The 14,494-nt window shown below is 73.3% G+C and carries 11 protein-coding genes and 1 riboswitch; of the genes, 6 read left to right on the top strand and 5 right to left on the bottom strand.

Annotated features, from left to right (window positions below; translation table 11 throughout):
• Nucleotides 1–128: 128 nt before the first annotated feature.
• Complete coding sequence (cobN, locus tag ACH4SP_RS28885) at nucleotides 129–3,725, bottom strand: cobaltochelatase subunit CobN (protein ID WP_398418927.1); 3,597 nt, start codon at nucleotides 3,723–3,725, stop codon at nucleotides 129–131.
• A gap of 81 nt (nucleotides 3,726–3,806) precedes the next feature.
• Nucleotides 3,807–3,881: riboswitch (cobalamin riboswitch) on the bottom strand.
• 135 nt (nucleotides 3,882–4,016) lie between these two features.
• Between cobN and cobG the strand changes: the two genes are divergently transcribed.
• The 3 genes from cobG to ACH4SP_RS28900 all read left to right on the top strand — a co-directional run bounded on the left by cobG (nucleotide 4,017) and on the right by ACH4SP_RS28900 (nucleotide 7,536).
• Nucleotides 4,017–5,324 carry a precorrin-3B synthase gene (cobG, locus tag ACH4SP_RS28890; protein WP_398418929.1) on the top strand — a complete coding sequence of 436 codons (1,308 nt, stop codon included), beginning with the start codon at nucleotides 4,017–4,019 and terminating at the stop codon, nucleotides 5,322–5,324.
• 65 nt (nucleotides 5,325–5,389) lie between these two features.
• Nucleotides 5,390–6,016 (top strand): precorrin-8X methylmutase, encoded by a 627-nt coding sequence (locus tag ACH4SP_RS28895; RefSeq protein WP_398418931.1) that lies wholly within the window; start codon nucleotides 5,390–5,392, stop codon nucleotides 6,014–6,016.
• A gap of 2 nt (nucleotides 6,017–6,018) precedes the next feature.
• Nucleotides 6,019–7,536, top strand: coding sequence for a precorrin-2 C(20)-methyltransferase (locus ACH4SP_RS28900; RefSeq protein ID WP_398418932.1), 1,518 nt, complete (start codon nucleotides 6,019–6,021; stop codon nucleotides 7,534–7,536).
• 4 nt (nucleotides 7,537–7,540) lie between these two features.
• Here the strand turns inward: ACH4SP_RS28900 and ACH4SP_RS28905 are convergent, their stop codons facing one another.
• Nucleotides 7,541–8,293, bottom strand: a complete 753-nt coding sequence (locus tag ACH4SP_RS28905; RefSeq protein ID WP_398418934.1) for a cobalt-precorrin-6A reductase — start codon at nucleotides 8,291–8,293, stop codon at nucleotides 7,541–7,543.
• A gap of 11 nt (nucleotides 8,294–8,304) precedes the next feature.
• Here ACH4SP_RS28905 and ACH4SP_RS28910 point away from each other — a divergent pair, with 11 nt between their 5' ends.
• Nucleotides 8,305–9,438 carry a cobalt-precorrin-5B (C(1))-methyltransferase gene (locus tag ACH4SP_RS28910; RefSeq protein ID WP_398418935.1) on the top strand — a complete coding sequence of 378 codons (1,134 nt, stop codon included), beginning with the start codon at nucleotides 8,305–8,307 and terminating at the stop codon, nucleotides 9,436–9,438.
• Nucleotides 9,439–9,776: 338 nt separating this feature from the next.
• On the opposite strand, the gene cobM is transcribed toward ACH4SP_RS28910, so the two are convergent.
• The 3 genes from cobM to ACH4SP_RS28925 form a co-directional block, all read right to left on the bottom strand.
• Nucleotides 9,777–10,526, bottom strand: a complete 750-nt coding sequence (cobM, locus tag ACH4SP_RS28915) for a precorrin-4 C(11)-methyltransferase (RefSeq protein WP_398418937.1) — start codon at nucleotides 10,524–10,526, stop codon at nucleotides 9,777–9,779.
• A complete protein-coding gene (gene cbiE, locus ACH4SP_RS28920) occupies nucleotides 10,523–11,797 on the bottom strand; it encodes a precorrin-6y C5,15-methyltransferase (decarboxylating) subunit CbiE (protein WP_398418939.1) in 1,275 nt (424 codons plus the stop codon). Before cbiE ends, cobM begins: the two co-directional genes overlap by 4 nt.
• Before the next feature lie 209 nt (nucleotides 11,798–12,006).
• Entirely contained in the window at nucleotides 12,007–12,084 is a 78-nt protein-coding gene (locus ACH4SP_RS28925) for a 50S ribosomal protein L37 (RefSeq protein WP_389253020.1), read from the bottom strand.
• 238 nt (nucleotides 12,085–12,322) lie between these two features.
• Between ACH4SP_RS28925 and pgm the strand changes: the two genes are divergently transcribed.
• Both pgm and ACH4SP_RS28935 read left to right on the top strand, forming a co-directional pair.
• A complete protein-coding gene (gene pgm / locus ACH4SP_RS28930; RefSeq protein WP_398418941.1) occupies nucleotides 12,323–13,972 on the top strand; it encodes a phosphoglucomutase (alpha-D-glucose-1,6-bisphosphate-dependent) in 1,650 nt (549 codons plus the stop codon).
• A gap of 109 nt (nucleotides 13,973–14,081) precedes the next feature.
• Nucleotides 14,082–14,456: a DUF779 domain-containing protein gene (locus ACH4SP_RS28935; protein ID WP_398418942.1), complete on the top strand. Its 375-nt coding sequence runs from the start codon at nucleotides 14,082–14,084 to the stop codon at nucleotides 14,454–14,456.
• Nucleotides 14,457–14,494: the final 38 nt, after the last annotated feature.

The raw sequence follows: 14,494 nt of genomic DNA on the forward strand, positions 1-14,494 counted from the left end.
CCCTCCTCATGGTGAGGCTCCGACTGCCGGACGGCAAGGCACTCACCGGCCAACTCGGTTCCGCACAAAGCGAGTTCAGGCAGGGGCGGGGGGCCTGGTGGCCGGTCCCCGCCCCTGCCCGACCGTGCTCAGTCCTCGCCCTCCAGGTCGCCCTCGGTCTCCAGGTACGCCTTGCGCAGCGCGTCCAGGACCGTCGGGTCGGGCTTGGCCCACATGCCGCGGGACTCGGCCTCCAGGAGGCGCTCGGCGATGCCGTGCAGCGCCCAGGGGTTGGCCTCCTTGAGGAACTCGCGGTTGGTCGGGTCGAGGACGTACGTCTCGGTGAGCTTGTCGTACATCCAGTCGGCGACCACGCCGGTCGTCGCGTCGTACCCGAAGAGGTAGTCGACGGTGGCGGCGAGTTCGAAGGCGCCCTTGTAGCCGTGGCGGCGCATCGCCTCGATCCACTTGGGGTTGACGACGCGGGCGCGGAAGACGCGGGACGTCTCCTCGACGAGGGTGCGGGTGCGGACCGTCTCGGGTCGGGTGGAGTCGCCGATGTACGCCTCCGGGGCCTTGCCCTTCAGCGCCCGGACGGTGGCGACCATGCCGCCGTGGTACTGGAAGTAGTCGTCCGAGTCGGCGATGTCGTGCTCGCGGGTGTCGGTGTTCTTGGCCGCGACCTCGATGCGCTTGTACGCCGTCTCCATCTCCTCGCGGGCCGGGCGGCCGTCGAGCTCGCGGCCGTAGGCGTAGCCGCCCCAGACCGTGTAGACCTCGGCGAGGTCGGCGTCGGTGCGCCAGTCGCGGGAGTCGATGAGCTGGAGGAGGCCCGCGCCGTACGTGCCGGGGCGGGAGCCGAAGATGCGGGTGGTGGCGCGGCGTTCGTCGCCGTGCTCGGCGAGGTCGGCCTGGGTGTGCGCCCGTACGTAGTTGATCTCGGCGGGCTCGTCGAGGGACGCGGCGAGCCGCACGGCGTCGTCGAGGAGGCCGATGGTGTGCGGGAACGCGTCGCGGAAGAAGCCCGAGATGCGCAGGGTGACGTCGATGCGGGGGCGGCCGAGTTCGTCGGCCGGGATCGCTTCGAGGCCGGTGACGCGGCGCGAGGCGTCGTCCCAGACGGGGCGGACGCCGAGCAGGGCGAAGGCTTCGGCGATGTCGTCGCCCGCCGTGCGCATCGCGCTCGTGCCCCAGAGGGAGAGGCCGACCGAGGTGGGCCATTCGCCGTTGTCGGCCTTGTAGCGCTCCAGGAGGGAGTCGGCGAGGGCCTGGCCGGTCTCCCAGGCGAGCTTGGAGGGCACGGCCTTGGGGTCGACGGAGTAGAAGTTGCGGCCGGTCGGCAGGACGTTGACGAGACCGCGCAGCGGGGAGCCCGAGGGGCCCGCCGGGACGAAGCCGCCGTTGAGCGCGTGGACGGCGTGGGTGAGTTCGTCGGTGGTGGCGGCGAGGCGCGGGACGACCTCGTGGGCGGCGAAGCCGAGGATGTCGGCGACGGCGGCGGGGTGGCCCGCCGCGACGCCTGCGACGGCCTCCGGAGCCCAGTCCGCGTCCTCCATCGCCTGTACGAGGCCGCGGGCCTGCTCCTCGATCTCGTCGGCAGCGGTGCGCTGTGCGGCGGACTCGTCGAGGCCGAGGGCCTCGCGCAGGCCCGGCAGGGAGGCGGTGCCGCCCCAGATCTGACGGGCGCGCAGGATCGCGAGGACCAGGTTGACCCGGGCCTCGCCTGCGGGCGCGCCGCCGAGGACGTGCAGGCCGTCGCGGATCTGAACGTCCTTGATCTCGCAGAGCCAGCCGTCGAGATGCATGATGAACTCGTCGAAGCCCTCGTCCTCGGGGCGGTCTTCGAGCCCCAGGTCGTGGTCGAGCTTCGCGGCCTGGATGAGCGTCCAGATCTGGGCGCGGATCGCGGGGAGCTTCGCCGGGTCCATGGAGGCGATCTGGGCGTGCTCGTCGAGGAGTTGTTCCAGCCGGGCGATGTCGCCGTAGCTGTCGGCGCGGGCCATCGGCGGCACCAGGTGGTCGACCAGGGTGGCGTGCACCCGGCGCTTGGCCTGGGTGCCCTCGCCCGGGTCGTTGACCAGGAACGGGTAGATCAGCGGCAGGTCGCCGAGTGCGGCGTCGGGGCCGCAGGCGGCGGACAGTCCTGCGTTCTTGCCGGGCAGCCACTCCAGGTTGCCGTGCTTGCCGAGGTGGATCATCGCGTCGGCGCCGAAGCCGTTGTCGTCGGCGGAGGCGGCGATCCAGCGGTAGGCGGCCAGGTAGTGGTGCGAGGGCGGCAGATCGGGGTCGTGGTAGATCGCGATCGGGTTCTCGCCGAAGCCGCGCGGCGGCTGGATGAGGATGAGCAGGTTGCCGAACCGCAGGGCGGCCAGCACGATGTCGCCCTCCGGGTTGGCGGAGCGGTCGACGAACATCTCGCCGGGGGCCTGGCCCCAGTGCTGCTCGACGGACTCGCGGAGCTCGGCGGGCAGGGTGGCGAACCAGCGCCGGTAGTCGGCGGCCGGGATGCGGACCGGGTTGCGGGCCAGCTGCTCCTCGGTGAGCCACTCCTGGTCGTGGCCGCCGGCCTCGATGAGGGCGTAGATCAGTTCGTCGCCGTCGCCGGAGATGAGGCCGGGGATCTCCTTCGCGCCGAAGTCGTAGCCCTCCTCCTTGAGGCGGCGGAGCAGGGCGATGGCGCTGGCGGGGGTGTCGAGGCCGACCGCGTTGCCGATGCGGGAGTGCTTGGTGGGGTACGCGGAGAGGACGAGGGCGACGCGCTTGTCGGCGTTGGGGATGTGCCGAAGTCGTGCGTGGCGTACGGCGATTCCGGCGACCCGGGCGGCGCGCTCGGGGTCGGCGACGTAGGCGGGCAGGCCGTCCTCGTCGATCTCCTTGAAGGAGAACGGGACGGTGATCAGGCGGCCGTCGAACTCGGGAACGGCGATCTGACTGGCCGCGTCGAGCGGAGAGACGCCCTCGTCGTTCTCCTCCCAGTCGGCGCGCGAGCTGGTGAGGCAGAGCGCCTGGAGGATCGGGATGTCGAGGCCGGTGAGCGCGCCCGCGTCCCACGACTCGTCGTCGCCGCCGGCGGAGGCCTCGGCGGGACGGGTGCCACCGGCCGCGAGCACGGTGGTGACGATCGCGTCGGCGGCGCGCAGCTCCTCGATGAGCTCCGGCTCCGGGGTGCGCAGCGAGGCGACGTACAGCGGCAGCGGCCGTGCTCCCGCGGCCTCGATCTCGCCGCACAGGGCGTCGATGAAGGCCGTGTTGCCGCTCATGTGGTGGGCGCGGTAGTAGAGGACCGCGACGGTCGGTCCCTGGACCTCGCGCGCCGTGCGCTCCAGCGGGCCCCAGGAGGGTGCGGGCGCGGGCGACTCGAAGCCGTGGCCGGTGAGCAGGACGGTGTCGGAGAGGAACCGGGCGAGCTGTTCCAGGTTGGCGGGGCCGCCGTGCGCCAGGTAGGCGTGGGCCTCGGCGGCGATGCCGACGGGGACGGTGGAGGCGGCCATCAGCTGGGCGTCCGGGGCCTGTTCACCGGTGAGGACGACGACGGGGCGGCCGGTGGCGAGGACCTGGTCGAGACCGTCCTGCCAGGCACGGACACCGCCGAGGAGGCGTACGACGACGAGGTCGGTGCCGTCCAGGAGCGCGGGGAGGTCGGTGAGGGCGAGCCGGGAAGGGTTGGCGTAGCGGTAGCCGACCGGGCCGTCCGATGAGCGGGCACTGAGCAGGTCGGTGTCGGACGTCGACAGGAGCAGGATCATGCGGCGTCGGGCCTTCCTCGGGGTGTCCACGCCCCGGGCGGTGTTCGGACTGCTCGACCGGGATCGAGAAGCTGCGGAAGGGAGTTCCTGACTCGTCCGGCCGGTGGGCCGGACTCACAGTGGCGGGACCGCGCCGGACTCGCACCGGGCTTCCTCCCCCGTCGCCTTTCGGTGGCGACTGCCGCCTTGCGGCGACGGTGACGGACCGCATGGCCCGCCACCAGGCATATTAGGGCCCCGGGTCAAGGCCGTGGCACCCGGTTGTCGAACACGGGTCGGGCTTGGGTCGGTATGCTCGCCGCCATGCCCCCACCAGCCCCCTCGCCTCTGGCTCCCGGCGAGAACTCCCCCCGCACCCAGGGCGACGCGTGCCCCGGGTCCCTGCGGCTGCACCGTGCGGACGACGGTGCGCTGGCGCGTGTCCGGGTGCCCGGCGGCGTCGTCACCGCGGAGCAGGCGGACGCGCTCGGGGAGTTGGCCGGGCTGCTGGGCGAGGGTGACATTCACCTCACTTCCCGTGGCAACGCGCAGCTGCGCGGCCTCGCGGACGGCTGCGGCGGCGAACTGGCCCTGCGGCTGGGCGAGTCGGGGCTGCTGCCGTCGCCGCGGCACGAGCGGGTGCGCAACGTGGTGGCCTCGCCGCTGTCCGGTCTCGACGGCCGGGGGCACGGCGGCGTGGGCCCGTGGCTGGCGGAGCTGGACGCGCTGCTGTGTGCCAGTGACCGGGCTGTTTCGCTGTCCGGCCGGTTCCTGTTCGCGCTGGACGACGGGCGCGGTGACGTGGACGCCCTCGGGGCGGACGTGACGCTGCTGAAGCAGGGGGACGGTGCCGCGCTGCTGCGCGTCGGTGCGGCTGCCGACGCGGTACGTGTGCCGGGTGCGCAGGCGGCACATGCCGCCCTGGTGGCTGCCGAAGCCTTTCTCGACAGTGCCCCGGACGCGGGCACCTGGCGGGTGTCCGATCTGCCGGACGGCCCCGACGCACTCCTCACGGAGGTGGTACGGAGGCTGGGGGCGGCCGAAATCGACGCGACGCGCTCCGGGGCCCCGGCCCGCCCGCGCGAGGCCGCTGCCCCGGAGCTCGGCACCGTGACCGGCGGCGCGTCCGGAGCGGCCGCGCTGTCCGTGGGCGTGCCCCTGGGACGTATCACCGCCGCACAGTGGCGGCTGCTGGCCGGTACCGCCCGCCGGGAGGGCGACCGCACCCTGCGGCTGACCCCCTGGCGCGGGGTCGTCGTGCCGGGCGTCGCCCCGGAGCGGGCCGCGGCACTGCTCGGCGCCCTGGGTGCGGCCGGGCTGATCACAGGCCCCGAATCCCCCTGGCACGGTGTCGGGGCCTGCATCGGCAGGCCCGGCTGTGCGAAGTCGCTCTCCGACGTGCGGGCCCTGGCGGGGGCCGCCGTGGGCCCGGTGGGAGAGCTTCCTGTCTACTGGTCCGGGTGCGCACGCCGGTGCGGACACCCGCACGGCGACCGGGTCGACGTCGTGGCCACCCCCGAGGGGCACGAAGTGTCCGTCGTACGGGGAGGGGCCCGCACCGCACCCGTCACGGTCGCGGAACAGACGTTGCCCGCCACTGTGGCTGCCGCCCGCGGCTGATCCACCCCCGTACTTCCCCCTGCTTCGATCCATCCATCACGCCCGCAGAAGAGAGCGACAGCACAGTGCACCAGTACGAGAAGGACGGACCGGCGATCTACCGCCAGTCCTTCGCCACGATCCGCGCCGAGGCGGACCTGGCGGGCCTGCCCGCCGACGTCAGCCAGGTCGCGGTCCGTATGATCCACGCCTGCGGCATGGTCGACCTCGTGCAGGACCTCGTGTTCAGCCCGAACGTGGTGGCCGACGCCCGGGCGGCGCTGCGGGCCGGTGCGCCCATCCTGTGCGACGTGCAGATGGTCGCCAGCGGTGTCACCCGCAAGCGGCTGCCCGCGGACAACGACGTGGTGTGCACGCTCTCCGACCCGTCGGTGCCCGACCTCGCGAAGGAGCTCGGCACGACCCGCAGCGCCGCCGCGATGGAGCTGTGGCGCGACCGGCTCGAAGGCTCCGTCGTCGCCGTCGGCAACGCGCCGACCTCGCTGTTCCGGCTGCTCGAAATGATCGAGGCGGGCGCTCCGCGTCCGGCGGCCGTCATCGGCGTCCCGGTCGGTTTCGTGGGTGCCGCGGAGTCCAAGGAGGCCCTCGTGGTGCACGGGTCCGGTCTTGAGCACCTGATCGTGCGCGGCAGGCGGGGCGGCAGTGCCATCGCCGCCGCCGCGCTCAACGCGATCGCCAGCGAGGAAGAGTAAGCGTGAACGAGCAGAGCACGGGACGGTTGTACGGAGTCGGGCTCGGCCCTGGCGACCCGTCCCTGATGACCGTACGCGCGGTGGAGATCATCGCCGAGGCCGATGTGGTCGCTTACCACAGTGCCCGGCACGGGCGGTCGATAGCGCGGTCCATCGCGGCGAAGCACATCCGCGCGGACCACGTCGAGGAGCCGCTGGTCTATCCCGTCACGACAGAGACGACGGACCACCCGGGCGGGTACCGGGGCGCGCTGGAGGAGTTCTACGAGGAGGCGGCGGCCCGGCTGGCCGTGCACCTCGAAGCGGGACGCACCGTCGCCGTGCTCGCGGAGGGCGACCCGCTCTTCTACGGCTCGTACATGCACATGCACAAGCGGCTCGCGGACCGTTTCCCCACCGAGGTGATCCCCGGGGTGACCTCGGTGAGCGCCGCGGCCGCCCGGCTCGGCACGCCGCTCGTGGAGGGCGAGGAGGTGCTGACGATCCTGCCCGGCACGCTGCCGCAGGAGGAGCTGACGGCCCGGCTGGCGGCGACCGACTCCGCGGTGGTGATGAAGCTGGGGCGTACGTTCCCCGCCGTGCGCGGCGCCTTCGAGGCGTCGGGGCGGCTGGCCGAGGCCCGCTATGTGGAGCGCGCGACCATGGAGGGCGAGCGCACCGGTGAACTCGCGGACGTGGACGCCGATTCGGTGCCCTACTTCGCGGTCGCGGTGCTGCCCAGCCGGATCGGCTCGGCCCACACCGAGCCGCCGGCCGCACGTCCGCAGGCGGAGGGCGAGGTCGTCGTGGTCGGCACCGGCCCCGCCGGGCCGCTGTGGCTGACGCCGGAGACGCGCGGTGCGCTGGCCGCCGCCGACGACCTGGTCGGGTACACGACGTACCTGGCGCGGGTGCCGGTGCGGCCGGGGCAGGTGCGGCACGGCTCCGACAACAAGGTGGAGTCGGAGCGCGCCGAGTTCGCCCTCGACCTGGCCCGGCGCGGGCGGCGGGTGGCCGTGGTGTCCGGCGGCGACCCGGGCGTGTTCGCCATGGCGACCGCCGTGCTGGAGGTCGCGTCGCAGGACGCGTACGCGGACGTGCCCGTACGGGTGCTGCCGGGGGTGACGGCGGCCAACGCCGCCGCCGCGAAGGCGGGTGCGCCGCTGGGCCACGACTACGCCACGATCTCGCTCTCGGACCGGCTGAAGCCGTGGGAGGTCGTCGCGGAACGGCTGCGGGCCGCCGCGTCGGCGGACCTGGTGCTCGCGCTGTACAACCCCGGTTCGCGCAGCCGCACCTGGCAGGTCGGCAAGGCCAAGGACCTGCTCCTGGAGCACCGTTCGCCGGACACCCCGGTGGTGCTCGGCCGGGACGTCGGCGGGCCGACCGAGAGCGTGCGCACCGTACGGCTCGGCGATCTCGTGCCGGAGGAGGTCGACATGCGGACCATCCTGCTCGTCGGGTCCTCGCAGACGCGGTGGGTGCGGCGCGGCGACGGCGGCCAGGTCGTGTGGACCCCGCGCCGCTATCCGGAGGCCTGAACCGTCACCTCTTGAGGCGGTCGTGACCACCGGTCAGCCAGGTGACGGCCGCCTCGGGGGTGCCGGCCACCGGTACGCCCCCGGGCACCGGCGGCCGGCGCACCACGACCACCGGGATCCCCGCCTCGCGGGCGGCGGTCAGCTTGGGGGCGGTCGCTGCGCCACCGCTGTCCTTCGTCACGAGCACCTCTATGCGGTGGCGGCGGATCAGCTCCCGTTCGCCGTCGAGGGTGAAGGGGCCGCGTTCCAGCAGGACCTCCATGCGGGCGGGGTGCGGTGCGTCGGGTGCGTCCACGGACCGCATCAGGAACCACTGTGCGTCCAGCCCCGCGAAGGCGGCGAGACCCATCCGGCCGGTGGTCAGGAAGACCCGCTCGCCCAGTGCGGGCAGCGCCCGTGCGGCCTCGGCCAGTGAGCCGACCGGGTGCCACCGGTCGCCCTCGCCCGCCGCCCAGCCGGGCCGGCGGAGCGCCAGCAGGGGAACATGGGTCTCGGCGGCAGCGGCGGCCGCGTTGAAACTGATCGTCTCTGCGAAAGGATGGGTGGCGTCGATGAGCGCATCCACCTGGTGGGTACGCAGCCAGACGGCCAGACCGTCGGCCCCGCCGAACCCTCCGACCCGCACCTCGCCCGGGGGCAGCCTCGGGCTGGCGACCCGTCCGGCCAGCGAGCTGGTGACCCGGGCGCCCGGAATGTCCACCAGGAGTTCGGCGAGGCGCCGCGCCTCGGTCGTACCGCCGAGAACGAGTATGTGCACGGGATCCATCCATGAGTGACACGAGCAAGGGGCCCGCCGCCGAGGGCGGGCGCAACGCCCAACTCAAGCACACCGGTCTGCGCTCCGGCTGGACGACCGGCGCCTGTGCCACGGCGGCCACCACCGCCGCGTACACGGCCCTGCTGAGCGGGGACTTCCCCGATCCGGTGACGATCACCCTGCCCCGGGGCCAGACGCCCGCCTTCGCGCTGGCCGTCGAGGAGTTGGGGGCGGCCCGCGCGATGGCCGGGGTGGTCAAGGACGCGGGCGACGACCCCGATGTGACGCACGGCGCCCTGGTCCGGGCGACGGTACGGCGGCTGCCGCCGGGCTCGGGCGTGGTGTTCCGGGCGGGCCCTGGCGTGGGCACCGTCACCCTCCCCGGCCTGCCGCTCGACGTCGGCGAACCGGCCATCAACCCGGTGCCCCGCAAGCTGATCCGCGAGCACGTGGCCAAGGTGGCGGCCGAGCACGGCGGCACCGGCGACGTCGAGGTGACCGTTTCCGTGGACCACGGCGAGGAGATCGCCCGCTCCACCTGGAACGGCCGCCTGGGCATCCTCGGCGGGCTCTCCATCCTCGGCACCACGGGTGTCGTCGTGCCGTACTCCTGCTCGGCCTGGATCGACTCGATCCGCCGGGGCGTGGACGTGGCGAAGGCGGCCGGGCACACCCATGTGGCGGGGTGCACGGGTTCGACCTCGGAGAAGACGGTGGTCGGCGAGTACGGGCTGCCGGAGATCGCCCTGCTGGACATGGGGGACTTCGCGGGCGCGGTCCTGAAGTACGTGCGCCGTCATCCGGTGGACCGCCTGACGATCTGCGGCGGCTTCGCCAAGCTGTCGAAGCTCGCCGCCGGGCACATGGACCTGCACTCGGCCCGCTCCCAGGTCGACAAGGGCTTCCTGGCCGAGCTGGCCCGCCGGGGCGGCGCGGACGAGGCGCTGGCGGCTGAGATCGCGGCCGCCAACACGGGTCTCGCGGCGCTTCAACTGTGCCAGGCGCGGGGGGTGCCGCTGGGGGACCTGGTGGCGGCGGCGGCGCGGGAGGAGGCACTGGCCGTGCTTCGGGGAGCGCCGGTCGCGGTGGACGTGATCTGCATCGACCGGGCGGGCACGATCGTGGGCCGCAGCGACATTCTCTGAGAGCGGATTCCTGCGGGAGCGTCGTGGCTGGTCACGCAGTTCCCCGCGCCTCTAAAAGCCTGCCCCCTACCCCCTAGCCCTCTTGGGCAGCGGGGCCGCCCCCCGGGGGCAGTGGGGTCTCCCCTGCTCCTTAAGAGCTTGGCGGGGGTCCCCCCTGCTCGAACGAAGTTGAGAGCTTGGCGGGGGTCCCCCCTGCTCGAACGAAGTTGAGAGCTTGGCGGGGGTCCCCCCTGCTCGAACGAAGTTGAGAGCTTGGGGGCGGGTGGGCAAGGGGGCGGCCCCCACACTGCGGCCCGCCCCGCGACCGCCCCGGCCCACCCCGGCCCACCCCCGTCAGCTCAGCAACTGTGCCGCTCGCGGCCCGGCGAGTACAGGTGGCTGTCGTGGAACTGTTCCGCGCCCAGCGTCCGCCCGACCATGATCACGGCAGTGCGCAGCACCCCCGCTCCCTTCACCTGCCCCGCAATGTCCTCCAGCGTGCCGCGCAGCACGATCTCGTCCGGCCGGGAGGCAAAGGCGACGACGGCCGCGGGGCAGTCCGCCCCGTAGTGCGGCACCAGTTCCTCGACGACCCGGTCCACGTACTGCGCGGCCAGGTGCAGCACCATCAGGGCGCCGCTGCGGCCCAGGGTCGCCAGGTCCTCGCCCTCGGGCATGGCGGTGGCGCGCTGGGCGATGCGGGTGAGGATGACGGTCTGGCCGACGGTGGGCACCGTCAGCTCCCTCTTGAGGGCCGCTGCCGCGGCGGCGAAGGCGGGCACCCCGGGAATCACTTCGTACGGCACACCCGCCTCGTCGAGCCGCCGCATCTGCTCGTTGACCGCGCTGAAGACCGAGGGGTCGCCCGAGTGCAGCCGGGCCACGTCCTGTCCGGCCGCGTGGGCGGCGGTCAGCTCGGCGGTGATCTGCTCGATGTCGAGCTGCGCGGTGTCCACCAGGCGGGCGTCGGGCGGGCATTCGGCGAGCAGTTCGCGGGGCACCAGGCTGCCCGCGTACAGGCAGACTCCGCAGGCGGCGAGGGTGCGGGCGCCGCGCACCGTGATCAGGTCGGCCGCGCCGGGTCCTGCGCCGATGAAGTACACGGTCATGCGTTGTCTCCTGGAGTCACTGCGGGGGACGTGGGGTTCTTGGTGACGGACCACTGGGTGACCGGCATGCCCTGCCGCCACCCGGTGAAGCCGCCGACGGGCACTGCGTGGGCCACCGCGAGCCGGGCGAGGCCGCCGCCGTGGCGGCGGTGCCAGCCGGCGAGGAGGGCCTCGGACTCCAGCGTGACCGTGTTGGCGACGAGCCGGCCGCCGTCGGGCAGCGCTGCCCAGCAGGCGTCGAGGAGGCCGGGGGCGGTGAGTCCGCCGCCGATGAACACAGCGTCCGGCGCGGGCAGCCCGGCCAGGGAGGCGGGGGCGCGGCCGGTGACCACGCGCAGGGCGGGCACCCCGAGCCGGTCGGCGTTGCGGGCGATGCGCTCCGCCCGGACCGGGTCGCGTTCCACGGTGATCGCGCGGCAGGACGGGTGGGTGCGCAGCCATTCGATGGCGATGGATCCCGAGCCGCCGCCGATGTCCCACAGGAGTTCGCCGGGGGCGGGGGCGAGGGTGGCGAGAGTGGCGGCGCGGATGTGGCGCTTGGTGAGCTGTCCGTCGTTCTCGTACGCCTCGTCGGGCAGTCCGGGGACGGCGCCCAGGCGGAGCGCTCCAGGGGCGCGGGCGCAGTCGACGGCGACGACGTTGAGCGCGTCGCCCGGCGGGTGCGCCCAGGTGTCTGCGGTGCCCTCGGTGCAGGTCTCGTCCACGCTGCCGAGCTGTTCGAGCACCCGCAGGCGGCTGGGGCCGAAGCCCCGGTCCCGCAGCAGGGCCGCCACCTCGGCGGGTGTGTCCGCTCCCGCGCTCAGGACCAGTACCCGGCGCCCGTGGTGCAGGGCGGCGGCGAGGCGGGCAGCGGGGCGGCCGACCAGGGTGACGACCTCGGTGTCCTCCAGCGGCCAGCCGATGCGGGCGCAGGCGTACGACACGGAGGACGGGTGCGGCAGGACGTGCAGGGCGTCGGGGCCGAGGGTTTCCGCGAGGGCGCGGCCGATGCCGTAGAACATCGGGTCGCCGCTGGCCAGTACGGCGATCCGGCTCCCCCGGTGAGCGGCGAGCAGGCCGGGCACGGCGGGCCGCAGCGGCGAGGGCCAGGGGACGCGCTCGCCCGTGCAGGACGGAGGCAGCAGCTCCAGCTGTCGTCCGCCGCCGATCACGACCTGTGCGCCGAGGAGGGCGGCGCGTGCCGCGTCGGGCAGTCCCGGCCATCCGTCGGCGCCGATGCCTATGACGGTCACCGCAGGCGGGGCGGGGGGTGCGGGTGCTGCGGGGGTCACGGACGGTACCTCTGTGCTCGGGGGGAGGACGCAGCCGGCCCGGGGGACGACGCAGCCGAAACTCTACTGTCCGGTCACGACGGGGCTCCGACCAGGTGGGGCGGCCCGCCCGCACAGCAAAGTGGCGCCCGCCCCGGTTCGACCGGGACGGACGCCACTTCGGCACCGCGTCAGCCGTACTTCAGCATGTGGGCTTCAGCACGTGGGCTTCAGCACTGGGGGCGGCTGCCGTGGTTGGCACCGTTCTTGCGACGTGCCTTCTTCTTGCGGCGGCGCTTGGACGACATGGCGCTTCTCCTCACGTTCGACGTTGCTGTGGTTCTGTGACTCGGTTGTTCTGTGACTCTTCGACGAGTTTCCACCCATTTACTGCGGTATTCCACTCGTCGACATCGGCCCTGCTACCCCACCGCATCACACCTCACACCTGCCCCACCAGCGGGAACATGCGTGCGTGCAATCAGCCCCGCCGGTCCGGGAGAATGTGCCGACCGCACTGCGACACACCATGGAGGTAACGGGCGGATGCCGCACCAACGAGCGGGACAGCAGACCCGGCCGGACGATCTCGTCGACGTGGCCCGGCTGGTGACCGCGTACTACGCGCTCCACCCCGATCCGGCCGAGCCCCGCCAGCGGGTGACCTTCGGCACCTCGGGCCACCGGGGCTCTTCGCTCAACACGGCGTTCAACGAGGACCACATCGCCGCCACGAGCCAGGCGATCTGCGAGTACCGCAGCCTCCAGGGCATTGACGGACCGCTGTTCCTGGGCGCGGACACGCACGCCCTGTCGGAGCCCGCGAAGGTCACCGCGGTCGAGGTGTTCGCCGCCAACGACGTGCGGGTGCTGATCGATGCGGCGGACGGCTACACGCCCACCCCCGCCGTGTCGCACGCGATCCTCGCGTACAACAAGGGCCGTACGAACGGCCTCGCGGACGGTGTCGTCGTCACCCCGTCGCACAACCCGCCCGCCGACGGCGGCTTCAAGTACAACCCGCCGAACGGCGGCCCCGCCGGTTCCGACGCCACGGGCTGGATCCAGGACCGGGCGAACGAGCTGATCGCCGGCGGCCTCAAGAGCGTGCGGCGCATCCCGTACGCGCGTGCCCTGACCGTTTCCACGACGGGGCGCTACGACTTCCTGGGCACGTACGTCGCCGACCTGCCCGCCGTCCTCGACCTGGACGCCGTGCGCGCCGCCGGGGTGCGCATCGGCGCCGACCCGCTGGGCGGGGCGTCGGTCGCGTACTGGGGGCGCATCGCGGAGCAGCACCGGATCGACCTGACGGTGGTCAACCCGCTGACCGACCCGACCTGGCGGTTCATGACGCTGGACTGGGACGCCAGGATCCGGATGGACTGCTCGTCGCCGTACGCGATGGCTTCGCTCATCGAGCAGCGGGACCGCTTCCAGATCGCCACGGGCAACGACGCGGACGCCGACCGGCACGGCATCGTCACCCCCGACGGCGGGCTGATGAACCCCAACCACTACCTGGCCGCGGCGATCTCCTACCTGTTCGCGCACCGCGAGCGGTGGGCCGCGTCGGCGGGCGTCGGCAAGACGCTCGTGTCGTCGTCGATGATCGACCGGGTGGCGGGCGACCTCGGCCGCACGCTGGTCGAGGTGCCGGTGGGCTTCAAGTGGTTCGTGGACGGGCTCGCCGACGGTTCGCTCGGGTTCGGCGGCGAGGAGTCGGCGGGGGCGTCCTTCCTGCGCCGCGACGGCTCCGTGTGGACGACCGACAAGGACGGCATCATCCTGGCGCTGCTCGCCTCCGAGATGCTGGCGGTCACCGGGCGTACGCCGTCGCAGAGTTACGCGGACCTGACGGCCAGGTTCGGCGAGCCCGCGTACGCGCGGATCGACGCGGCCGCCACCCCCGAGGAGAAGGCGGTGCTCGGGAAGCTGTCGCCGGAGCAGGTCGGCGCGGACACCCTCGCGGGCGAGCCGGTCACCGCGGTCCTCACCTCGGCCCCCGGCAACGGCGCGTCGCTCGGCGGCATCAAGGTGACCACCGAGAACGCCTGGTTCGCGGCCCGCCCGTCCGGCACCGAGGACGTGTACAAGATCTACGCCGAGTCCTTCCACGGCGCCGAGCACCTGGGCCGGGTCCAGGAGGAGGCGAAGGCGGTCGTCTCGGCGGCGCTGGTGGCCGACGCGGGCTGAATCGCGGCCCCGAACCAAGGCGGAACGCGGGGTGTCGGCCGGCCCGTTCAGCAGCGAAGCTGAACGGGACAGCCGCACCACCGACCGCACGCGAGAGGGGCCGCACATCATGAGTTCCGTCCCCGGCACCACCCCCAGGGAAGCCGCACCCGTGGAACTGACGCCCGCAGCCGCCGGCCTGCTGCGACGGCTGCGGGACGCCCACGGCCCGCTGATGTTCCACCAGTCGGGCGGCTGCTGCGACGGCAGCGCGCCCATGTGCTACCTGGACGGCGAGTTCCGTACCGGTGGCTCCGACGTGCTCCTCGCGTCCCTCGCCGTGGAGGGCGTCGAGGAGTCCGTACCGTTCTGGATGTCGACGAGTCAGTACGAGGTGTGGCGGCACACCCGGCTGATCGTCGACGTGGTCGAGGGGCGCGGCTCCGGATTCTCCCTGGAGGCTCCGGAGGGGGTGCGTTTCCTGATCAGGTCGCGCATGATCTGAACCCGGCCGCGGGCGGGGCGGGTTCGGAGGGAAGGTCA

It is taken from the genome of Streptomyces sp. NPDC021093 (assembly GCF_044333135.1).
Lineage (GTDB): Bacteria > Actinomycetota > Actinomycetes > Streptomycetales > Streptomycetaceae > Streptomyces.

What these genes read in the sequence shown, in the direction of transcription:
- ACH4SP_RS28935 (WP_398418942.1), top strand. Translation starts at nt 14,082, where the DNA reads ATGAGTTCCGTCCCCGGCACCACCCCCAGGGAAGCCGCACCCGTGGAA.
- ACH4SP_RS28910 (WP_398418935.1), top strand. Translation starts at nt 8,305, where the DNA reads ATGAGTGACACGAGCAAGGGGCCCGCCGCCGAGGGCGGGCGCAACGCC.
- cobN (WP_398418927.1), bottom strand. Translation starts at nt 3,725, where the DNA reads ATGATCCTGCTCCTGTCGACGTCCGACACCGACCTGCTCAGTGCCCGC.
- ACH4SP_RS28925 (WP_389253020.1), bottom strand. Translation starts at nt 12,084, where the DNA reads ATGTCGTCCAAGCGCCGCCGCAAGAAGAAGGCACGTCGCAAGAACGGT.
- cobG (WP_398418929.1), top strand. Translation starts at nt 4,017, where the DNA reads ATGCTCGCCGCCATGCCCCCACCAGCCCCCTCGCCTCTGGCTCCCGGC.
- pgm (WP_398418941.1), top strand. Translation starts at nt 12,323, where the DNA reads ATGCCGCACCAACGAGCGGGACAGCAGACCCGGCCGGACGATCTCGTC.
- cobM (WP_398418937.1), bottom strand. Translation starts at nt 10,526, where the DNA reads ATGACCGTGTACTTCATCGGCGCAGGACCCGGCGCGGCCGACCTGATC.